Genomic DNA, 20,187 nt, shown 5'->3' with positions numbered 1-20,187 from the left:
GAAATTGCAGAAACTGCGGCGCCGGCTTGCGCCGGCTGCCTGCAGCGGGCGTTGGCGTGGCGGACGGCATTACCGGTCAACCTCGCCGAACACCAGATCGTAGGTACCGATCATCGCCACCACGTCGGCCAGCATGTGGCCGCGCACGATCGAATCGATCGAGGACAGGTGGGCGAAGCCCGGCGCACGGAGGTGTACGCGGAACGGCTTGTTGGCGCCGTCGGAAACCAGGTAGCAGCCGAATTCGCCCTTGGGCGCTTCAACCGCGGCGTAGGTTTCGCCGGCCGGCACGCAATAGCCTTCACTGAACAGCTTGAAGTGATGGATCAGCGCTTCCATGTCGTCCTTCATGTCCTCGCGCTTGGGCGGAGCGACCTTGAAGTTCTTGACCATGACCGGGCCGGGGTTGGCCTTCAGCCATGCCACGCACTGCTTGATGATGCGGTTGGACTCGCGCATTTCGGCCACGCGGCACAGGTAGCGATCGTAGCAGTCGCCTTCCTTGCCCAGCGGGATGTCGAAATCGACGGCATCGTACTTCGCGTACGGACGCTTCTTGCGCAGGTCCCAGGCAACGCCCGAGCCACGCAGCATCACGCCGGTCATGCCCCACTGGTGGGCCAGTTCCGGGGTGACCACGCCGATGCCAACGGTACGCTGCTTCCAGATACGGTTGTCGGTCAGCAGGGTCTCGTATTCGTCGACACGGCCCGGGAACTCATTGGTGAAGTTTTCCAGGAAGTCCAGCAGCGAACCTTCGCGCGAGGCGTTGAGGTTCTTCAGGGCCTTGCCCTTGTGCCAGCGCGATTCCTTGTACTTCGGCATGTGGTCCGGCAGGTCGCGGTAAACGCCGCCCGGACGGTAGTACGCCGCGTGCATGCGCGCGCCGGAGACCGCTTCGTAGCAGTCCATCAGCTCTTCGCGTTCGCGGAAGGCGTACAGCATCACCGCCATCGCACCCAGGTCGAGGGCGTTGGAGCCCAGCCACATCAGGTGGTTCAGGATGCGGGTGATCTCGTCGAACATCGTGCGGATGTACTGCGCACGCTCCGGCGCCTCGATGCCCATCAGGGTCTCGATCGAGCGCACGTAGGCGTGCTCGTTGCACATCATCGACACGTAATCCAGGCGATCCATGTAGCCGATCGACTGGTTGAAGGGCTTGGACTCGGCCAGCTTCTCGGTGCCCCGGTGCAGCAGACCCACGTGCGGGTCGGCACGCATGATGGTCTCGCCGTCCATTTCCAGGATCAGGCGCAGCACACCGTGCGCGGCCGGATGCTGCGGGCCGAAGTTCATGGTGTAGTTGCGGATTTCCTGCCGGCTTTCGGCAGCATTGCTGGCGAATGCTTCGCCGGCCTGGTGTACGTGACTCACTTCACTGCCTCCTGCGAGCGCTCGCCGGCAGCGGTCTGCAGGCGGGCGTCGTCGCGGATCACGCGCGGCACGCCGACACGCGGCTCCACCGAGGTGACCGGTTCGTAGATGACACGCTTCTTTTCTTCGTCGTAGCGGACTTCGACGTTGCCGATCAGCGGGAAGTCCTTGCGGAACGGATGGCCGACGAAACCGTAGTCGGTCAGGATCCGGCGCAGGTCCGGGTGACCTTCGAAGATCACGCCATACAGGTCGAACGCTTCGCGCTCGAACCAGTTCAGGCCCGGCCAGATGCCGGTCAGCGAGGACACCACCGGCAGCGCTTCGTCAGGCGCGAAGCAGCGCAGGTGCAACATCAGGTTGTGCTGGTACGAACGCAGCTGTGCGACCACGGCAAAGCGCTGGGTCGGCATGTGCTGCGGGCGGGCACCGTCGGCGCTCTCTTCGCTGGGGAACTCGCCCCAGGCGAAGCGGCCCTGGGCCTTGCCTTCGACACCGCGGCTGAAGCCCTGCGAGGACACGTCGGCGGTGTCCCACTCATCGGAGCCGTAACCGAGGTAATCGACGCCGCAGAGATCCACGGCCTGCTCGAAACCAAACTCGTCACGCAGCGCAAGGGCGGTGGCGTGCCACTCAGCGGCAGGCACTTCCAGCGTCACTTCGCCGCGGGGTTCGACCACGATGACCTTCGCACCTGCGAAACGTGCGGAGAGTCGGTCGATGAAGGATGCTTGCTCTGCCATGGGGGCTTGGCGCGCTCTTGTCAGGTGAAGGGGTCAGCGGGCGATGGTCTGTGTACGCCAGATCTTCTTCTGCAGCTGCAGGATCCCGTACACCAGCGCCTCGGCGGTCGGCGGGCAGCCCGGGACATAGATGTCCACCGGCACCACGCGATCACAGCCGCGCACCACAGAATAGGAATAGTGGTAGTAACCACCGCCGTTGGCGCAGCTGCCCATGGAGATCACCCACTTGGGGTCGGGCATCTGGTCATAGACCTTGCGCAGCGCCGGGGCCATCTTGTTGACCAGGGTGCCGGCGACGATCATCACGTCGGACTGACGCGGCGACGGGCGGAACACCACACCGTAGCGGTCAAGGTCCAGGCGCGCCGCACCTGCGTGCATCATTTCGACCGCACAGCAGGCCAGACCGAAGGTCATGGGCCACATCGAACCGGTACGTGCCCAGTTCAGCAGCGCATCGACGCTGGTGGTGACAAAACCCTTTTCCAACAAGGGGTTGTCGCCTTCCGGCCGCAGGATGTCATCAACCCGCCCTTCCGGGACAGGATTGGTCATCAGGCCATCGAGAGTCTGAATCACTCCCATTCCAGCGCTCCCTTCTTCCAGACATAAATGAAACCGAGGAACAGCATGCCGACGAACAGACCCATGGTGACGAGCGAACGCGCGCCCAGCTCCATGAAGACCTGCGTCCACGGCACGATGAAGATGATTTCCAGGTCGAAGACGATGAACTGGATCGCGATCAGGTAGTAGCGCACGTCGAACTTCATACGTGCGTCTTCGAAGGCTTCGAAGCCGCACTCGTACGGCGACAGCTTTTCCAGATCAGGGCGGCGGGGACCGAGGAATCGACCAACCAGCATCAGCGTAATGCCGATACCGGTGGCAACGATCAGAAACAGCAGAGACGGCAAATATTCGGCCAGCACAGCGATTCTCTCTTGCCTCTGCCGCTGCGCCTGCAGGCGCTTTGGCATGGGGGAGTGGACGGGAATCTGCCTGGCGCCTTGCGCGCCAGACCAACCCGCTTACTTACTAAATGGTGCCCAAGAGGGGACTCGAACCCCTACGACCTAAGTCGCTACCACCTCAAGGTAGTGCGTCTACCAATTCCGCCACCTGGGCAAACGATCACATCAGACTATCTTCCCGATGCGCCGCGTATTGTAACCGACTTCAGTCTTTCTGGGAGCCTTCCGAAGGCTTTTCTTCACCAGAAACCGAAGATTCCGCCTGAGCCGGCACAGTTGCGGCCGGAACCGGGGCGGCCGGGACCGCATCGGCCTTCGGAACGGCCGGCAATTCGCCCGCCGGAGCGGCCGGAGCACTGGCCGCCGGGGCGGACATCAGACCCAGATCCTGATCGGCGGCCGGGCGGTTGCCATGGCCGGCGTACCAGGCCATGAAGAGGCTGATACCGAAGAACACCACGGCCAGCCACTTGGTCGACTTGGACAGGAAGTTGGACGCGCCACGCGCACCGAACACGGTCCCCGAGGCGCCAGCGCCAAAGCCCGAACCTGCCGCCGCACCCGAGCCACGCTGCATCAGGATCAGCGCGACCATGGCTACGGCAACCAGCACGTAGACGACATTGAGGATCAACATCAGCATTGGAAATCCGCCCTCGGACTAGAGTGCCGGCGGCTAGCCGGCAACCGTAACTAATTGTTTGCCGCCGCCTCTGCGATGGCCAGGAAGTCGGCGGCCACCAGGGAGGCACCACCAACCAGCCCACCATCGACATCCGGCTGCGCGAACAGTTCCCCGGCATTGTCGGGCTTCACGCTACCGCCGTAAACAATGGGCAGTGAATCAGCAATTCTAGCATCGATGCGCGCGACTTCGCCACGAATGAACGCGTGCACCTGCTGCGCCTGCTCCTTGGTGGCGGTACGGCCGGTACCGATCGCCCAGACCGGCTCGTAGGCGACCACCGCATTGGCGAAGCCTTCCGCCCCGACAAGCTCGAGCACCGGGGCCAGCTGGCTGGCGATGACCGCCTCGGTCTGCCCGGCCTCGCGCTGCTCAAGGGTTTCACCGACGCACAGCACCGGCACCAGGCCGGCATGCAGGGCGGCAGCGAACTTGCGGGCGACCAGCTCGCTGCTCTCGTTGTGGTACTGGCGGCGCTCGGAGTGGCCGACCAGGCCATAGCGGGCACCCACCTCGTGCAGCATGGCCGCGCATACCTCACCGGTGTAGGCGCCCTTCTCGTTGCTGCTGACGTCCTGTGCACCAAAGGCCAGGCCGGTGTCGCCGAAGTCTTCGACCAGTTCCCCCAGGTAGGGCATCGGCGGCAGGATCACCACCTCCACTCCGCGCTTCGGCAGCCCGGCAGCGACCCGCCCCAGCAGTTCGGTGGCGAATTGACGGCTGCCGTGCAGCTTCCAGTTTCCAGCGACGATCTTGCGGCGCATGAGCGGGTGGCTCCTGTATGAACTCAGCCGCCCATGATACCTGCTGCGGCAAAAAACCGTTTCTTTGTAAGCGGTTACATGGGTTTTCAGCCAACGGCGCAGCCCCTCGTGGCGGGGGTGGGGTTGGTCGCGGAGAGCCCCGGCTGGATTTGTGGGGTTGGCCGGGCGGGCGGGACTGGCGAGGGACGCCGTGAACCCGTCCATGGGGGCTTGGCCGCGGCATCCATGCCGCGGACACCCTCGCCAGCCCCACCCGCCCGGCCCCTGACACATTCCGGCGGTTCCGCCCGCCACGGAAAGAAAAAAGAAGATCAAAAGCAAAAGCGAAAGCAGAGCTTCGGCCCCCTCCCCTGCTTCGAGATCTGACAGATCTCATCCACGCATGACGTGGATAGATCGTGTCGACCAAGGTCGACACCTACCAACAGCCGCGGGAAGTTGTCGGGGGTGGGGCGGTGTGAGCTGGCAGGACCGTTGGCGCCATGGATGGCGCCATCGAGCCCCCAGGGATGGGTTTACGGCGTGTCCTGCCAGCCCACACCGCCCCGCCCAACCCGCAGAAACCCGGAGCCGCTTTGGCTTTAGGCTTTGGCCCTGGCCTCTGCGGGTGCAGGGTGCAACCCTGCCGAACACCCTCCGCTGCGCTCGCCGGGCATGGCCCGGCGCTACCCGTAATGAAAAAGCCGCCTTTCGGCGGCTTCTTCATCACTTCAGCTTGATCTCGCGCAGGCGTTCTTCGAGGAAGCCGTGTGCGGTGATCGGCTCCGGGTACCGGCTCGGGTTCTCCTCGGTGATGCACGACGGCAGCACGTCGATCAGGAAATCCGGGTTCGGGTGCAGGAAGAACGGCACCGAATAGCGCGGCTGGCGGGCCAGCTCGCCCGGGGGATTGACCACCCGGTGGATGGTCGACGGATACACATGGTTGGTCAGGCGCTGCAGCATGTCGCCGATGTTGACCACGATGGTGTCCGCGTCCGAGGTGAACGGCACCCAGTCCCCGTCATGCGACTGCACTTCCAGGCCTGCCGCACTGGCACCGACCAGCAGCGTGATGAAATTGATGTCGCCATGCGCACCGGCACGCACGTTCGGGATGTCGTCGGTGGTGATCGGCGGGTAATGGATCGGGCGCAGGATCGAATTGCCGAAATTGGTCTTGTCGGAGAAGAAGTGCTCCGGCAGGCCGATGTGCAGGGCCAGGGCCGACAGCACGCGCGAACCCAGGTTGTCCAACGCCTGGTACAAGCCGTAACCACGCTCACGGAAGCCCTCGACCTCGGACGGCCACAGGTTCGGCGCCATCACGTCCCGGTACTTGGAGTCGTCGGCGATCTCGCGACCGATGTGCCAGAACTCCTTCAGGTCGAAGTGCTTGGAGCCCTTGGCGGTCTCCACACCGAACGGGGTGTAGCCACGGGCGCCGCCGCTGCCCGCCACGTGGTACTTGCGCTTGGTCTCATCCGGCAGTGCGAAGAAGGCCTTGAAGACGTCGTAGGCCGCATCGATGTCGGCCTGCGGGATGCCGTGGTTGCGGATGCCGGCGAACCCCCATTGGCGATATGCCGCCCCCAGCTCGGCCACGAAGGCGTCGCGGTCACTGTCGAAACGGGTGATGTCGAGGGTGGGGATCTGGCTCACAGCGGTTCCTGGCTTGTCGTTGAGTCGGTACGGGCCCGCCATGTCATGGCGACCGATCTGAACATTGTGACAGATAGATCGGGACACGCCACCGACATGCTGAAACAAACCGATACAATGCGCCACCCGCGCGCGGTTTAACGACTTCGTCACGCCGGCACACGCCACCCGTTGCCCCATCCCAACCCGCCTTCTCCATGGACGCCGCTCTGCCCGACGCCACCGCCGCCGCTCTTCCCGGACCAACCCGACGCTGGCGCCGGCTGGCCTGGTGGTCCCTGTTCATCGCGGCCAACGCGGTGTTTGCCGCGCTGATCGCGCTGGGCAACGTGCCGCTGCGCGACAACCCCGGCGGGACACTCGGCCTGGCCTATCTGGCGATCGCCCTGCCCGGCCATCTGCTCGCGTTCGGCGCACTGGCCGGCCTGCTGCCGCTGGCCATCGGCCTGTGGCCGCGCAGCGCGCGCGCATTGAGCGTGTCGGCGGTGATCTGCCAGGGCCTGTGGCTGTGCCTGCTGCTGGTGGATGCCAAGGTGTTCGCGCTGTATCGCTTCCACCTCAATGCGATGGTCGCCAACATGGTCTTCGGCGGCGCCCTGCAGGACCAGGTGAGCCTGTCCTGGAAGACCTGGCTGCAGGCGGTTGCCATGGTCTCGGCGATCTTCGCCGCGCAGGGCCTGCTGGCCTGGGCGTGCTGGAAGCTGCTGCCCGCGGCTCCGCGGCGGCGGCGGGTACTGCAGGCCTGGGCCGTGATCGCCCTGCTGATGGGCGGCGGCCAGGTCGCCACGGCCTACTACGACGCGCTCGGCGAACGTGCAGTGATCAGCCAGTGGAATTACCTGCCATGGGCGCAGCCGATCACCGCCAAGAGCGCGATGCGCCGCTTCGGCGTGGTCAGCCAGCACCAGGTCGGCCTGCCCGATCCGCGCCATGCCCAGCTCAACTATCCATTGCAGCCCCTGCGCTGCCAGAGCCACCAGCGGCCGAACGTGCTGATGGTGGTACTGGAATCGTTGCGCCATGACGTGCTCACCCCTCAGTTCATGCCCAACGCATCGGCACTGGCCGGGTCCTCGCGGGTGTACGAGCATCATTTCAGCACCGGCAACGCCACCCGCTATGGCCTGTTCGGCCTGCTGTATGGCCTGCCGGGTGGCTACTGGCCGAGCATGCTCGACGAGCAGCGCGGCTCGCAGCTGTTCAAGGTGCTGGGACAGCAGGGCTATGACCTGCATCTGTATGGCAGCGCGCCGCTGTACAGCCCGGAATTCGATCGCACCGCGTTCGCCGATGTCCGCGACCAGCTGCACCAGGGGCCGTCCGAACTGACCTCCGATGGCCGCGATGCCGCCATCGTCGCTGGACTGCAGAAGGATATCCGCGCCAGCCAGGCTGCGCAGCGCCCGTGGTTCGGTTTCGTGTTCCTCGATTCCACCCACGCGCCCTACCACATGCCGGCCGGCTATCCGCCGCTCGCCACGCCGATGGCCGATGCCATCGATTTTCTCAAGTTCGGCCCCGAGCACGATCCAACGCCGGAATTGAACCGTTATCACACCGCGGTGCATTACGCCGACAGCCTGATCGGATCGCTGCTGGACGACCTGCGCGCGCAGGGCCTGGAGCAGGACACGATCGTGCTGGTGACCGGTGACCACGCCGAGGAATTCAACGACCTCAAGCTCAACTACTGGGGCCACAACGGCAACTTCTCCAACTACCAGCTGCAGGTGCCCTTCGTGCTGCATTGGCCCGGCCAGGGTGGCGGCCGCGACGCGCGGGTCAGTTCGCATGAAGACTGGGTGCCGACGCTGATGCGCCACGGCCTGGGCTGCGAGAACGCATTGACCGACTACAGCACCGGCCATGACCTGCTGGCTGCACCGACCGGCAAGCGTGCGCTGGTGGTGGAAAGCTGGTCGCAGCGCGCGGTACGCAACGGCGAGGCGATCTACGTATTCGACAAATTCGGCAACGCCACCGCGCTTGATGCGCGCTACCGCCCCCTGCCGCAACAGACCCCCGACGCCGCCAGCATCCGCGCGGCATGGGAAGCGCTGACGCGCTTCCGCAACCGCTGAATCCAAGGACCGATCCACCATGAACCGTCCGCTGCGCATCCTGCATACCGAAGCCGCCAAAGGCATGGGCGGGCAGGAGATCTACATTTTTCGCCACATGCAGGTGATGCGCGCACGTGGCCATGACGTCGCCCTGCTGTGCCAGCCGGACGCGCGCCTGGCCACCCTCGCGCGCGATGATGGCTTCACCGTGCATACGCTGCGCATGGGCGGCATGGCCCGCCTGCTGCGCGGCATCTGGTCGGTGTCACGGCTGGTGCGCCGCGAGCGCTACGACGTGGTCAACACCACCAGCCGTCGCGATGCATTGATTGCCGCCGCGGGTGCACGCCTGGGCGGCACACCGCTGGTGGTGCGCTCGCGCCACCTGATGAGCCCCGTGAATTCGCTGCTGACCTACACCGGCCTGCCGCACCGGGTCATCACGGTGAGCAACTTCGTCAAGCAACTGCTGGCGGACCGCGGAATTCCCGCTGATCACATCGGCATCGTGCCGCCGATGGCGGTTTCTCCAACCGGCATCGACACCGCGCAGGAACCGTCCTGGCAGGATCTGCAGGAGGCACGTGCACGCGTGCGCGCCGAGCTCGGATTCGACGAGCAGGACGTCGTGGTGGGCTGCGTGGCCGTGCTGCGCGAACCCAAGGGCCACGCCGAACTGCTGCAGGCCATGGTGCCGCTGTGCAAGGCCAACCCGCGTCTGCATCTGGTGGTGGTCGGCGATGGCCAGGCCGTGATGCAGCGCCTGCAGGCCACCTGCGCCGAACACGATCTGCAGCGCCAGGTCCATCTGCTGGGCTTCCGCAGCGACGCCAGCCAGCTGATGCCCGGCTTCGACATCTTCGCCCTGGCCACACACAAGGAAGCATCGGGCACGGTGTTCCTGGAAGCGGCACAGGCGGGCCTGCCGATCGTGTCGCACCGGGTCGGTGGCGTGCCCGAAATGCTGGTGGAAGGCAGCAATGCCATCCTCACCCGGCTGGGTGACAGCGCCGCCCTCACGGGCGCGCTGCGGCTGCTGGTGGACGATCCCGAGCGTCGCCGGCAGATGGGACGTTCCGGCTGGGACTGGATCCGCAGCGCCAAGCGTTTCAGCCCCGAAGGCCACGCTGAAGCCACCGAACACTACTACCACCAATGGATGAAGGAGCTGGGTCATGGCTAATGCCAGAACCGTACCGGTGCTGATGCATCATCACGTCAGCAACTCGCCCGGCATGATCACGGTGTCGCCGGAGAATTTCGAAAGCCAGATCGCCTGGCTGGCGCGCACCGGCTGGACGTCGTTGACGCTGGACCAGTACGCCGGCTTCCTGGCTGGCAAGCCGGTGCCGCGCAAGTCGATCGTGATCACCTTCGATGATGGCTACCTGGACAACTGGGTCTACGCCCATCCGATCCTGCAGAAGTACGGCATGCACGCGGTGGTGTTCGTGGTGACCGGCTGGATGCACGAGGGCCCGATGCGTCCGCATGCCGGCATCACCGGCGCCACGCTGCCGGAAACGCCCGAACACCGCGCCTGCGAGGACCTGATCTACAAGCAGGGCCGCAGCGACGAAGTGATGATGCGTTGGAGCGAAGCACGTGCGGCCATCGAGGCGGGCACCTTCGAGATCCATTGCCATACCCACACCCACACGCGCTGGCTGCGCCGCCAGGACCTGGACCGCGCCCAGCGCCGTGCCGGTATCAGTGGCGACCTGTCGAAGGCCAGGGAAGTGCTGCTGGAGAAGCTGGGCGAGGTATCGGACACGCTGTGCTGGCCGTACGGTGATTTCGACCAGGACTACATCGAAGTGGCGCGTGAGCAGGGGTTCCGCTACCTGCATACCACCCATCCGTTCGGACGCAACGTGGTCGGCGGCGATCCCGAGCGCATCTACCGCTTCGCCATCCGCAACCGGCCGGCAAGCTGGCTGCGCAAGCGCATCGCGTGGAGCTACAACCCGCTGATCGCACCGCTGTTCAATGGCTTCAAGGCGCGGCAGAAGAAGATGGTGCCGGGGCCGTAATGGCGCTGCCAGCACTGGGCTGACACGGCTTCGGCAAGGAAGCTCCAACAGAGTGGAAGGACTACAGGAAATGAACGTTCTGGTTACCGGCGGCGCTGGATTCATCGGCTCCCACACCTGTGTGGAACTGCAGCAGCAGGGCCATACGGTGGTCGTCGTCGATTCACTGTGCAACAGCGACGCCGGGGTGATCGGCCGGATCGGCGACATCACCGGCATCACGCCGCTGTTTCTACAGGCCGACGTGCGCGACCGTACGCGGATCACCGCGGTGCTGCGCGAGCATTCGATCGATGCGGTACTGCATTTTGCCGCGCTGAAGTCGGTTGGCGAATCGCGGCAGATGCCGCTGGACTACTTCGACAACAACATCAGCGGCACCCTTGCCCTGCTCGGCGCCATGCGCGATACCGGTGTAGGCACGTTTGTGTTCAGCTCGTCGGCAACGGTGTACGGCGACCAGGACCATTGCCCGGTGGCCGAGACGGCCTCGACCTGCGCGATGACGCCCTATGGCCGTTCGAAGCTGGTAGTGGAGCAGCTGCTGTCCGACCTGGTCGGCGCCGATGCAACGCTGCATGTGGCAACGCTGCGCTACTTCAACCCGGTGGGTGCGCACTCAAGCGCGCTGATCGGCGAGCTGCCGCACGGAACCCCCAGCAACCTGATGCCCTACATCGCCCAGGTGGCCGCCGGCCTGCTACCCGAAGTGCAGGTATTCGGCGATGACTATCCGACCTGCGACGGGACCGGCGTACGCGATTACATCCATGTGGAAGATGTGGCGCGGGCCCATGTGCTGGCGCTGCAGTACCTGCGCGACAAGCGCCGCAGCATCACCCTGAACCTGGGCACCGGCCAGGGCCACAGCGTGCTGGAACTGATCAAGGCCTTCGAGCAGACCGTCGGCCGGCCGATTCCCTTCCGCATCACCGGTCGCCGCAGCGGCGACATCGCGGTGAGTTTTGCCGACCCGTCCCTCGCCCTGCGCGAGCTGGGCTGGACCGCGCGCCATGGCCTGGCGGACATGTGCCGCGATACCTGGAAATGGCAGACGGCGATGCCGCGCAGCGCCTGACGGCGTGCCTGCGCCAGACAGCAACATGGCCGCACAGGCGGCCATGTTGTCGGTTCGATGCAGCGACAGGGCTCAGGCCGCGGCCGCTGTCCTGACCGCCGCCGAAAGCCGGTCCAGGGTGTCCTGCATCAACGTCGCGTCGTCGGCCTCGACCGTGACCCGCACCACCGGTTCGGTGCCGGAAGGACGCAGGAAGGCACGTCCACGGCCGGATACCGCCTGCTGCGCTTCGGTCAGCGCAGCCTGCACGCTCTCCGCCTGCACGGTGGCCTTGGCCGAGACATCGCCGAGGCGCACGTTGACCGTCTTCTGCGGCACCTTGGACAACGGCTGCAGCGCTTCGCGCAGGCTCTTTCCCTGCTGCTTCAGCGCCACCAGTACCTGCAGGGCACTGACGATGCCGTCGCCGGTGGTGGCGCGGTCCAGGCACAGCAGATGGCCGGACGCTTCGCCACCGAGCACGCCGCCTCCCTCCACCAGTGCCTGGTGCACGTAGCGGTCGCCGACGTTGCTGCGCTGGAACGGAATCTGCAGTTCGGCCAGGGCTTTTTCCAGGCCGAAGTTGCTCATCAGGGTGCCGACCACCGGGCCGCGCAGGCGCCCTTCGGCCTGCCACGCGCGCGCCAGGATGTAGACCAGGTCATCGCCGTCGACCGGATTGCCGCGGTCATCGGCCATCAACACCCGGTCACCATCACCGTCGAAGGCGATGCCCAGGTCGGCGCGGGTCTCACGCACCTTGGCAGCGAGGTTGTCGATGTGGGTCGAGCCGACGCCATCGTTGATGTTGACGCCATTGGGTTCGGCACCGATGCCGATGACCTCCGCACCCAGTTCGCGGAACAGCAGCGGTGCGATCTGGTAGGTGGCGCCATGTGCGCAGTCGAGCACCAGGCGCACGCCGCGCAGGTCGAACGCGCGCGGCACGCTGGACTTGCAGAACTCGATGTAACGGCCGACGGCCTCGCGTGCACGCGAGGCCTTGCCGAGCTTCTCGGAAACGGCCGTGGTGAACGGCACGTCCAGTGCGGCTTCCAGCGCCAGCTCGGTGGCATCGTCGAGCTTCTCGCCCTGGGCGGAGAAGAACTTGATGCCGTTGTCGTAGTGCGGATTGTGCGACGCACTGATGACGATGCCCGCATCCACGCCGAGGGTACGGGTCAGGAAGGCAACAGCCGGGGTCGGCATCGGGCCGAGCAGCTGCACGTCAGCGCCGGCAGCGACCAACCCGGCTTCCAGCGCGGCTTCGAACATGTAGCCGGAGATCCGCGTGTCCTTGCCGATCACCACGATCGGACGGCGCCCGTCCTGGCCGCGCTGGGCGACCAGTACGCGGCCCAGGGCATTGCCCAGGCGCAGCACGAAATCCGCCGAGATCGGCCCTTGGCCGACCCGACCGCGGATGCCGTCGGTACCGAAGTACTTGCGGCTCCCCATCAAACCTCCTCCGGTGCCGGCTCGCGACGCAGCATCGCCAGCAGGTCGGCCAGGCGATCGCGCAGTTCACGGCGGTCACAGATCTGGTCGATGGCACCGTGTTCAAGCAGGAACTCCGAACGCTGGAACCCTTCCGGCAGCTTCTCGCGCACGGTCTGTTCGATCACGCGCGGGCCGGCGAAGCCGATCAGTGCGCGCGGTTCGGCGATGTTGATGTCGCCCAGCATCGCGAACGACGCCGACACACCGCCGGTGGTCGGGTGGGTCAGCACCGAAATGTACGGCTGTCCGGCTTCACGCAGTTTGCCCAGCGCGGCCGAGGTCTTGGCCATCTGCATCAGCGAGAACAGGCCTTCCTGCATGCGCGCGCCACCACTGGCGGAGAAGCACACGTACGGTGCGCCGATCTCGGCAGCGGTCTCGGCGGCAAGCGCGAAGCGCTCGCCGACCACCGAGCCCATCGAGCCGCCCATGAAGGCGAAATCGAACGACGAGGCCACCAGCGGACGGCCCTTGAGCAGGCCGCGCATGGCAATCAGCGCGTCGTACTCGCCGGTGTTCTTCTGCGCGATCTTGATGCGCTCGCTGTACTTCTTCTGGTCCTTGAACTTCAGCAGGTCGGTCGGCCCCAGGCGGGCAGCGATCTCGGTGGTGCTGTCGGCGTCGAACAGCGCGGCCAGGCGTGCACGCGCACGGATGGCCATATGGTGGCCGCACTTCGGGCAGACCTCCAGATTCTCTTCCAGCTCCGGACGGTACAACGCACTGCCGCAGTTGCTGCACTTTTCCCACAGGCCCTCGGGGACGCTGCGCTTCTTGCTGGGGGTGTTGTCGGTGCGGATGCCAGACGGCATCAACTTGCTGAGCCAACTCATGCGGGAGGACACTTCCGTTCAGGGCGGCCCGGGGGCCGCAAAGGCGGACAGTCTAGCTCCGCTTTCCCCGCCCGTGCACCCCCTGCCCGGCCTTGGGCCCGGCGGAAAAAACCATGCTGGGACGTACGTTTAGGTGTTGGGTAGTGCCGGCCGCCGGCCGGCAGCGCTTGCACGCGGGCGGGTACGGAGGGTGCCGGCCAGCGGCCGGCACTACCGTTACACGTCGAGCGCCTGCCGCAGTGGGGCCAGGAACGCAGCGGCACGCTGCGCTGCATCCTCGGCAGAGGCCGCGTCGGCCAGCACCGCCACCAGCGCGCTGCCGACCACCACGCCGTCGGCCTGGCGCGCCATGGCCGCCGCGCTGGCTGCGTCCTTGATGCCGAAGCCGGCCACTACCGGCACGCTGGCCTTGGCCCGCAGCGCCTGCAGGCGTGCACTGGCCGCGTCACTGTCCAGCCGTTCGGAGGCGCCGGTGACACCGGCAAAGCTGACGTAGTAGAGATAGCCACGGGCCAGCGCCAGCAGCTTGTCGGCGCGCGCCTCGCTGGTGGTCGGCGATGCCAGCAGAACCAGCGCCAAGCCTGCAGCGTCGAAGGCCTGCTGGGCTTCGACGGCTTCTTCCGGTGGCAGATCGACCAGCAGCACGCCGTCCACGCCGGCGGCCACCGCCGCGCTGGCGAACGCCACGTAACCGTGGATCTCCACCGGGTTGAGATAGCCCATCAGCACCACGGGCGTCTGCGCATCGCGTTCGCGGAACTGCGCCACCGCCTGCAACACATAGCGGGTGCCTGCGCCGCGGGCCAACGCGCGCTCGGAACTGCGCTGGATGGTCGGGCCGTCGGCCATCGGATCGGAGAACGGCACGCCCAGTTCGATCACATCGGCACCGGCCTCGACCAGCGCGTGCATGACCGGCACCGTGGCTTCCAGGGACGGATCACCGGCGGTGATGAAGGGGATCAGGGCCTTGCGCTGCTGCTCGCGCAGGCGCTGGAAACAGGCATCGAGTCGGGATACGGACATTTCAGGCACACCCTTCAATCAGTTCAATCGCTTCACTGGTTCCCCAGTACATCTGGAGGACCCTCCCTTCAAACAGTTCCACGCGGATGCCGAGGGCCGAGCCCGGATCCTGCCAGGTCAGGTATTCACCCTGCTCGCCGTCGTAGGCATGCGGGCTGGACACAGGCGGCTTCGGGAACCGGGCGACCGCCTGGGCGCGGGTCATTCCCACGCGCAGGCCAAACGGGCCGGGTTGCTCGGCCGGCGCCCCGCTGTCCGGATCAAGGCCGAGGTCGAAACGAACCACACGATCCTCGTCGGTCATCATCGACACGCCCGCCGGCAGGGCCGTGCCGTCGTAATACTCGCAACTGCCGCCGAGGGCTTCGACCGCCCCTTGCGCCGTCCACGGCCCGAGTGCCTTGAGATCGTTCAAGTGCTGGCCGATCAGCACCTCGCCGGCATGATCCAGCGCCACCGAGACCACGGCCGGGCCCTCGTCGTCGCCCTCACCTTCCGCTGCGGGCGGGTCATCAATCGGCGTGCGCGCCAGAGGGTCGACATCTTCATTGGCGGCGGCCTGCTGCGCAGGCTGCGTGGTTGCCTTGGCCGCCGGCGCCAGTACGGGCGGCTCCGGTGGCTGGCACGCGGCCAGACTGAATGCCAGCAGCAGTACGCTGCTGTTGCGCATCAGCGCACTCACAGCACCAGGCCTTCGCGCGCCGCGATGGTATGCACGTCCTTGTCGCCGCGACCGGAAAGGTTGCACAGCACGATCTGGTCGCGCGGACGCCCGCGCGCAAGCTTCATCGCCTGCGCCAGTGCGTGGCTGGACTCCAGCGCCGGCAGGATGCCCTCGGTGTGGGCCAGCAGATGGAAGGCCTGCAGCGCTTCTTCGTCGGTGATGCCGACGTAGCGCGCGCGGCCGCTGTCGGCCAGGAACGCATGCTCGGGGCCGACGCCCGGGTAGTCCAGGCCGGCCGATACCGAATGGGTCTCGATGATCTGGCCATCGTCGTCGCACAGTACATAGGTGCGGTTGCCGTGCAGCACGCCCGGACGGCCGGCGGCGATGGAGGCAGCGTGGCGGCCGGTGTGGATGCCATCGCCAGCGGCTTCAGCGCCGACAATCTCGACCTCGCGGTCGTTGAGGAAGGCATGGAACAGGCCGATCGCATTGCTGCCGCCGCCGACGCAGGCAGTGATCGCATCGGGCAGGCGACCGTACTCGGTCAGCATCTGCTCGCGCGCCTCGCGGCCGACGATGGCGTTGAAGTCACGCACCATGCGCGGGTACGGGTCCGGGCCGGCGACCGTGCCGATGATGTAGAAGGTGTCCTGCACGTTGGTGACCCAGTCGCGCATCGCCTCGTTGAGGGCGTCCTTCAGGGTGGCCGAGCCGGAAGTGACCGGTACCACCGTCGCACCGAGCAGCTTCATGCGGTAGACGTTGATCTTCTGCCGCTCGATGTCGGTGGCGCCCATGTACACCACGCACTCCAGGCCCAGCCGTGCGGCGACGGTGGCGCTGGCCACGCCATGCTGGCCGGCGCCGGTCTCGGCGATGATGCGCTTCTTGCCCATCCGCGCCGCCAGCAGCGCCTGGCCGATGGTGTTGTTGATCTTGTGCGCGCCGGTGTGGTTCAGGTCCTCGCGCTTGAGCAGGATCTGCGCGCCGCCGACGTGGTCGCTGAGGCGTTCAGCATGGTAGATCGGGCTTGGCCGGCCCACGTAATGGGCCAGGTCGCGGTCGTAGGCCAGCTGGAATGCCGGGTCCTGACGGGCCTGGTCATAGGCCTGAGCCAGTTCCTGCAGCGGGCCGACCAGGGTTTCGGCGACGAAGCTGCCACCGTAACGGCCGAAGTGGCCCTGGGCGTCAGGGAATGCGTGGAAATCGGCAATGGGAGAGGCAGACATGGAGACGACCGGTCGTTCAGACAGGTGGATACTCTAGCGCACGGATTGTGTCCGGAAAATGGATATTATCTGGCGCATCCCGTCAGGAAATCTCACATGAGCACGTCACTGCTGCCGCCGCTGAATGCCCTGCGGGCATTCGAGGCCACCGCACGCCTGGGCGGCGTTGGCCGCGCTGCACAGGCCCTGCATGTGACCCATGGCGCGATCAGCCGCCAGCTGAAGCTGCTGGAAGACCATCTGGGCCTGGCCCTGTTCCAGCGCGCCGGTCGCGGCCTGCGCCTGACCGCCGCCGGCACCCGCCTGCAGGAAGCCTGCAGCGAGGCCTTCAGCGGCATCGAGGACTGCGTGCGCGCATTGCAGCGGCCGGCGGCCTCTCCGGCGCTGGTGCTGGGGTGCAGCGGCAGCGTACTGGCGCGCTGGATGATTCCGCGGCTGCCGGCCCTGCAGGCGGCCCTGCCCGGCGTACACCTGCAGTGGTCGGCTTTGGACGGCAGCTTCACCGAAACGCAAGCCACGCTGGATGCGGTGCTGCTGCTGGCACAGGGGCCGTGGCCACGCGGCTGGCAGGTGCGCGAACTGGCACCGGAACGGGTGGGCGTGGTGGTGGCGCCCTCGCACCCGGCGGCGCATCGGCTGCGCCATGTGCCGCCGTCCACCCTGCTGCAGGAAACGCTGTTGCATACCAGTTCGCGCCCGCAAGCGTGGCCGGCGTGGGCGCAGGCACATGATCTGGATCCGGCCCAGCTGCAACTGGGTACCGGCTTCGAACACCTGTACTACCTGCTGGAAGCGGCGGTGGCGGGGCTGGGCCCGGCGATCGCGCCGGAGCCACTGGTGGCCGAGGACCTGGCCGCAGGGCGGCTGGTGGCACCGTGGGGGTTTGCCGCGACCGGCGGATTCTGGGTGCTGGCGCGGCCGGATGGCCCTGTCGATGCGCGCGTGGACGCGCTGGCGGACTGGGCCGCCGCCCAACTGCAGTGACGATCGCCGCGCAGAGACGGACGCGACAGCCGGCAGAACCTCGCTTTACGGGCATTACATGCCGCTGGAAAACACTTCGAGCGTGTCTGCGCTGACCCAGCCCTGCGCGCAGTTCCCCGCATAGTGTCCCGGCGCTGCCACGTGGCAGGCTTCGCCCCTGGTGCCCTTCATGCCGCTGATGGGCCTGTCGCCATAGGTGTCACACAACGCGTTGCCCTTGCACTTGCCGACCGTGTTGGCCGGAATGGCGACAACGTAATAGAACAGCGGATTCTGTCCGGTGCGGCCGATGCCCTGCACGCAGACCAGTTGCCCCTTCGACAGTTTCGCGGTGGCGGAGGCCTTGCTGCCGCTGCCCGGTACCGCGTCCAGCGTCTCCACGCCCTTGGCCTCGGCCACGCCAGCGAAGAATCCCTGGTCGCCGCAGTCCGGCGACAGTTCGACGTCGTAGAAGTCGCCGCTGTCGGCATCACCTGCCGTGCAGCCAGTACCGGCACTGGCATTGCTGCACGCCACCGCGCTGGCGCGGATCAGCGCGGCCAGTCCATCGCGGGCCGCTGCCGGAGTGGACACGGGTACCGCTGTCGCTGCAGAGACCGGGACCGGGGCCGCGGCAGGCGCGGCAACAGCGGCGGGCGACACTGCGGAGGGGTTCGATGAATCTCCCGCCGCACACGCGCCCAGGGCAAGCAGCAAGCCAGGAACCAGCGCAACGCGGAAACAGCGGGAGGAAAGACAGAGCAAATCCATTGCGACCTACGACGCCGTCGGCGCCGCCAGGCGCTGCTGCAGGTCCTCGCGCAGGCGCGACAACTCGACTTCGGCCTGCTGACGCTGCTGCATACCCTCGCGGTGGATGCTGCGCACTTCCTCGACGGTGGCGATCAGCTGATCGTGCACGTGGCGCAACGTGGCCACGTCGATCACGCCGCGCTGGTTGCTGCGTGCGGTGTCCACCGAAGCCTGGCGCATCAGGTCGGCATTGCGTCGCATCAGCTCGTTGGTCGCATCATCGATCGCATTGGCCAGTTCGGCCGCGTTCTTCTGCTCTCCCAGCGACAACTGGATCGCGAACTGGCGCTTCCACGAGGGGATGGTGATGTCGCGGACGGTGTTGAACTTCTCGATCAGCTGCAGCGCATTGGCCTGGATCAGGCGGATCATCGGCAGCGACTGATCAGCCGCGTGCTGCATCAGCTGCAGGTCGGAGACGCGCTTCTCGATCAGGCGGATCGCATTGTCGATCTCGCTCTGGCGGATGCGCTGCTGCGGGTCTTCGCTGCCCTGCCCCAGCAACTGCTCGGACTGCAGCTGGGCCAGGCGCTGCTTGCCGGCGGCGGCATACAGGCCCAGGGCGTGACGCTCCTCGCGGACGATGTCGTGCATGCGGTCGAAATCGCTCACCCGCTTGCCCATCAGCGCCTGTTGCGCGCCGACGTCGCCGAGCAGCTGTTCGATCTGCGAATTGGTGTCGCTGAACTTCTGCACCAGTTCGCCCTTGGAAGAACGCAGGCGATCGATCAGGCCACCGATCAAGGGCACCTTCGAGCGCTGCGAAAAACCATCCAGCTTAAGCTCGCGCGCGATGCGTACCACTTCCCCGAGTTTCTCGCCGTTGGCATCGAGGTCACGATTGCGCACCTGGTCCAGCAGCTGGCTGGAGAAGGCCGTGGTCCGTGCGGCGGCTTCACGGCCGAACACCTGCAGGTTGCCTGGGCGCAGGTCTTCCAGCTCGCGGCCGATTTCGGCGATGCGCGGCAGATCGTCGCGGACCAGGCCGAGGGCCTTCAACGTGCTGTCATCAAGTTCGGGAACGGGCGTGGTGGCGGGCACGAGCGTGCCGGAGTTCTGGCTGTCCTGGGTCATCGGGCAGTGTCCTTGCAGTGGATAAGCGGCAGCGGCGGCCGGCTCAGCGCAGTCTAGCCTGAGCAGCGGCCACTTCGTCGTCGATCTGCGCCTGCAGCGTGGCTGCCTGCGTGGCCTGTGCAGCCTGCGCCTGAGCCTGGCGTGCCAGCGCGGCCTGGCGCCAGGCCGGCAGCAGCACATCATGGATGCGGACGAAGCGCTGCAGCAGGGCTTCATCCTGCTCCTGCAGCAGCTGCCATTGCCCGCCTTCGATGCGCCGCAGCGTGGCCAACCGCTGCAGGTGGTCCACGCGCGGCGCCAGTGCGGCCTGCGCAGCACCTTCCAGCGTCGCCAGCTGCGTGGCGCCGAACGTGGCCCAGGCCTCCAACGCGGTGGCAGCCGCATCGTTGTCGATGATGGCCCGGGCACGCTGCTGCACGCGCTGTGCGAGGCCCTGTGCCTGCTCGCGGGCCTGCAGCGCCAGCACACCCAGCTGCGCCTGCAGCGCCTGCGCCTGCGCTTCGCGCGCAACATCGCGGCCGAGCAGGCGCCCCCACCAGCCCTCCTGCCGCCGCAGCCGCGCCGGATCGCCGGCCTGCAGGGCCAATGCGATCCGCGCCAGCGCAGCCACCAGGCCTTCGCCGCCCGCGTCGGCCTGCAACGGTGTCGGCTCGGCCAGCAGCTGCAGCAAGGGGCTGCCATACGCAGCCAGCGCGGCTACGTCGGCACACGCCGGAAGCATGGGTTCGGGCAGGGAGCGTAC

Annotated in this window: 20 protein-coding genes and 1 tRNA gene; 5 read left to right on the top strand and 16 right to left on the bottom strand. The window is 66.6% G+C overall.

Features of this window, described 5'->3' with window-relative positions:
- Nucleotides 1-69 precede the first annotated feature (69 nt).
- The 8 genes from CR919_RS04585 to CR919_RS04550 all read right to left on the bottom strand — a co-directional run bounded on the left by CR919_RS04585 (nt 70) and on the right by CR919_RS04550 (nt 6,229).
- The gene (locus CR919_RS04585) at nt 70-1,377 is read right to left on the bottom strand and encodes an NADH-quinone oxidoreductase subunit D (RefSeq protein ID WP_025876202.1); all 1,308 of its coding nucleotides are present in this window, start codon (nt 1,375-1,377) and stop codon (nt 70-72) included.
- Nucleotides 1,374-2,120 (bottom strand): NADH-quinone oxidoreductase subunit C, encoded by a 747-nt coding sequence (locus tag CR919_RS04580; protein ID WP_099819055.1) that lies wholly within the window; start codon nt 2,118-2,120, stop codon nt 1,374-1,376. The genes CR919_RS04585 and CR919_RS04580 overlap by 4 nt, the downstream gene beginning before the upstream one ends.
- Nucleotides 2,121-2,153: 33 nt before the next feature.
- Nucleotides 2,154-2,708, bottom strand: coding sequence for an NADH-quinone oxidoreductase subunit B (locus tag CR919_RS04575; RefSeq protein WP_089236302.1), 555 nt, complete (start codon nt 2,706-2,708; stop codon nt 2,154-2,156).
- Nucleotides 2,699-3,055 carry an NADH-quinone oxidoreductase subunit A gene (locus CR919_RS04570; RefSeq protein WP_005414075.1) on the bottom strand — a complete coding sequence of 119 codons (357 nt, stop codon included), beginning with the start codon at nt 3,053-3,055 and terminating at the stop codon, nt 2,699-2,701. The genes CR919_RS04575 and CR919_RS04570 overlap by 10 nt, the downstream gene beginning before the upstream one ends.
- A gap of 111 nt (nt 3,056-3,166) precedes the next feature.
- A tRNA-Leu gene (locus CR919_RS04565) sits at nt 3,167-3,251 on the bottom strand.
- Between the two features lie 51 nt (nt 3,252-3,302).
- A complete protein-coding gene (gene secG, locus CR919_RS04560) occupies nt 3,303-3,740 on the bottom strand; it encodes a preprotein translocase subunit SecG (RefSeq protein WP_025876192.1) in 438 nt (145 codons plus the stop codon).
- Nucleotides 3,741-3,790: 50 nt separating this feature from the next.
- On the bottom strand, nt 3,791-4,546 hold the full coding sequence (gene tpiA / locus CR919_RS04555; protein WP_099819054.1) for a triose-phosphate isomerase: 756 nt from the start codon (nt 4,544-4,546) through the stop codon (nt 3,791-3,793).
- A gap of 705 nt (nt 4,547-5,251) precedes the next feature.
- A complete protein-coding gene (locus CR919_RS04550) occupies nt 5,252-6,229 on the bottom strand; it encodes a 2-oxoglutarate and iron-dependent oxygenase domain-containing protein (RefSeq protein WP_099819053.1) in 978 nt (325 codons plus the stop codon).
- A gap of 155 nt (nt 6,230-6,384) precedes the next feature.
- Between CR919_RS04550 and CR919_RS04545 the strand changes: the two genes are divergently transcribed.
- The 4 genes from CR919_RS04545 to galE all read left to right on the top strand — a co-directional run bounded on the left by CR919_RS04545 (nt 6,385) and on the right by galE (nt 11,361).
- On the top strand, nt 6,385-8,268 hold the full coding sequence (locus CR919_RS04545) for a DUF3413 domain-containing protein (RefSeq protein WP_243379905.1): 1,884 nt from the start codon (nt 6,385-6,387) through the stop codon (nt 8,266-8,268).
- Between the two features lie 19 nt (nt 8,269-8,287).
- Nucleotides 8,288-9,433: a glycosyltransferase family 4 protein gene (locus CR919_RS04540; RefSeq protein ID WP_099819052.1), complete on the top strand. Its 1,146-nt coding sequence runs from the start codon at nt 8,288-8,290 to the stop codon at nt 9,431-9,433.
- Nucleotides 9,426-10,283: a polysaccharide deacetylase family protein gene (locus tag CR919_RS04535; protein WP_099819051.1), complete on the top strand. Its 858-nt coding sequence runs from the start codon at nt 9,426-9,428 to the stop codon at nt 10,281-10,283. The genes CR919_RS04540 and CR919_RS04535 overlap by 8 nt, the downstream gene beginning before the upstream one ends.
- A 70-nt stretch (nt 10,284-10,353) precedes the next feature.
- Complete coding sequence (gene galE / locus CR919_RS04530) at nt 10,354-11,361, top strand: UDP-glucose 4-epimerase GalE (RefSeq protein WP_099819050.1); 1,008 nt, start codon at nt 10,354-10,356, stop codon at nt 11,359-11,361.
- A gap of 72 nt (nt 11,362-11,433) precedes the next feature.
- On the opposite strand, the gene glmM is transcribed toward galE, so the two are convergent.
- From glmM to trpB, 5 genes are all read right to left on the bottom strand, one after another.
- Complete coding sequence (glmM, locus tag CR919_RS04525; protein ID WP_099819049.1) at nt 11,434-12,798, bottom strand: phosphoglucosamine mutase; 1,365 nt, start codon at nt 12,796-12,798, stop codon at nt 11,434-11,436.
- Nucleotides 12,798-13,673: an acetyl-CoA carboxylase, carboxyltransferase subunit beta gene (gene accD / locus CR919_RS04520; RefSeq protein WP_025876176.1), complete on the bottom strand. Its 876-nt coding sequence runs from the start codon at nt 13,671-13,673 to the stop codon at nt 12,798-12,800. The genes glmM and accD overlap by 1 nt, the downstream gene beginning before the upstream one ends.
- A gap of 216 nt (nt 13,674-13,889) precedes the next feature.
- Nucleotides 13,890-14,699, bottom strand: a complete 810-nt coding sequence (gene trpA, locus CR919_RS04515; protein WP_099819048.1) for a tryptophan synthase subunit alpha — start codon at nt 14,697-14,699, stop codon at nt 13,890-13,892.
- A gap of 1 nt (nt 14,700) precedes the next feature.
- On the bottom strand, nt 14,701-15,381 hold the full coding sequence (locus CR919_RS04510) for a hypothetical protein (RefSeq protein WP_099819047.1): 681 nt from the start codon (nt 15,379-15,381) through the stop codon (nt 14,701-14,703).
- Entirely contained in the window at nt 15,378-16,595 is a 1,218-nt protein-coding gene (gene trpB, locus CR919_RS04505) for a tryptophan synthase subunit beta (protein WP_099819046.1), read from the bottom strand. The genes CR919_RS04510 and trpB overlap by 4 nt, the downstream gene beginning before the upstream one ends.
- A gap of 96 nt (nt 16,596-16,691) precedes the next feature.
- Between trpB and CR919_RS04500 the strand changes: the two genes are divergently transcribed.
- A complete protein-coding gene (locus CR919_RS04500; protein WP_099819045.1) occupies nt 16,692-17,579 on the top strand; it encodes a LysR family transcriptional regulator in 888 nt (295 codons plus the stop codon).
- Nucleotides 17,580-17,633: 54 nt separating this feature from the next.
- Here CR919_RS04500 and CR919_RS04495 read toward each other — a convergent pair whose 3' ends face one another.
- Genes CR919_RS04495 through CR919_RS04485 form a run of 3 tightly spaced genes read right to left on the bottom strand, consistent with a single transcriptional unit; the run spans nt 17,634 to nt 20,166 of the window.
- On the bottom strand, nt 17,634-18,329 hold the full coding sequence (locus tag CR919_RS04495) for a hypothetical protein (RefSeq protein WP_099819044.1): 696 nt from the start codon (nt 18,327-18,329) through the stop codon (nt 17,634-17,636).
- 6 nt (nt 18,330-18,335) lie between these two features.
- Nucleotides 18,336-19,445: a toxic anion resistance protein gene (locus CR919_RS04490; protein ID WP_099819043.1), complete on the bottom strand. Its 1,110-nt coding sequence runs from the start codon at nt 19,443-19,445 to the stop codon at nt 18,336-18,338.
- A gap of 43 nt (nt 19,446-19,488) precedes the next feature.
- On the bottom strand, nt 19,489-20,166 hold the full coding sequence (locus tag CR919_RS04485) for a cell division protein FtsY (protein ID WP_099819042.1): 678 nt from the start codon (nt 20,164-20,166) through the stop codon (nt 19,489-19,491).
- Nucleotides 20,167-20,187: the final 21 nt, after the last annotated feature.

It is taken from the genome of Stenotrophomonas sp. LMG 10879 (assembly GCF_002750935.1).
GTDB classification, from domain to species: Bacteria; Pseudomonadota; Gammaproteobacteria; order Xanthomonadales; family Xanthomonadaceae; genus Stenotrophomonas; species Stenotrophomonas lactitubi_B.
Note: the sequence above shows the minus strand (reverse complement) of the source record. Positions and strands in the feature narration are given on the sequence as shown.

Coding starts and splice junctions, on each gene's coding strand:
- CR919_RS04580 (WP_099819055.1), bottom strand. CDS start 2,120: ATGGCAGAGCAAGCATCCTTCATCGACCGACTCTCCGCACGTTTCGCA.
- CR919_RS04575 (WP_089236302.1), bottom strand. CDS start 2,708: ATGGGAGTGATTCAGACTCTCGATGGCCTGATGACCAATCCTGTCCCG.
- secG (WP_025876192.1), bottom strand. CDS start 3,740: ATGCTGATGTTGATCCTCAATGTCGTCTACGTGCTGGTTGCCGTAGCC.
- tpiA (WP_099819054.1), bottom strand. CDS start 4,546: ATGCGCCGCAAGATCGTCGCTGGAAACTGGAAGCTGCACGGCAGCCGT.
- CR919_RS04550 (WP_099819053.1), bottom strand. CDS start 6,229: ATGGCGGGCCCGTACCGACTCAACGACAAGCCAGGAACCGCTGTGAGC.
- CR919_RS04545 (WP_243379905.1), top strand. CDS start 6,385: ATGGACGCCGCTCTGCCCGACGCCACCGCCGCCGCTCTTCCCGGACCA.
- CR919_RS04540 (WP_099819052.1), top strand. CDS start 8,288: ATGAACCGTCCGCTGCGCATCCTGCATACCGAAGCCGCCAAAGGCATG.
- CR919_RS04535 (WP_099819051.1), top strand. CDS start 9,426: ATGGCTAATGCCAGAACCGTACCGGTGCTGATGCATCATCACGTCAGC.
- galE (WP_099819050.1), top strand. CDS start 10,354: ATGAACGTTCTGGTTACCGGCGGCGCTGGATTCATCGGCTCCCACACC.
- glmM (WP_099819049.1), bottom strand. CDS start 12,798: ATGGGGAGCCGCAAGTACTTCGGTACCGACGGCATCCGCGGTCGGGTC.
- accD (WP_025876176.1), bottom strand. CDS start 13,673: ATGAGTTGGCTCAGCAAGTTGATGCCGTCTGGCATCCGCACCGACAAC.
- trpA (WP_099819048.1), bottom strand. CDS start 14,699: ATGTCCGTATCCCGACTCGATGCCTGTTTCCAGCGCCTGCGCGAGCAG.
- trpB (WP_099819046.1), bottom strand. CDS start 16,595: ATGTCTGCCTCTCCCATTGCCGATTTCCACGCATTCCCTGACGCCCAG.
- CR919_RS04500 (WP_099819045.1), top strand. CDS start 16,692: ATGAGCACGTCACTGCTGCCGCCGCTGAATGCCCTGCGGGCATTCGAG.
- CR919_RS04495 (WP_099819044.1), bottom strand. CDS start 18,329: ATGGATTTGCTCTGTCTTTCCTCCCGCTGTTTCCGCGTTGCGCTGGTT.
- CR919_RS04490 (WP_099819043.1), bottom strand. CDS start 19,445: ATGACCCAGGACAGCCAGAACTCCGGCACGCTCGTGCCCGCCACCACG.
- CR919_RS04485 (WP_099819042.1), bottom strand. CDS start 20,166: ATGCTTCCGGCGTGTGCCGACGTAGCCGCGCTGGCTGCGTATGGCAGC.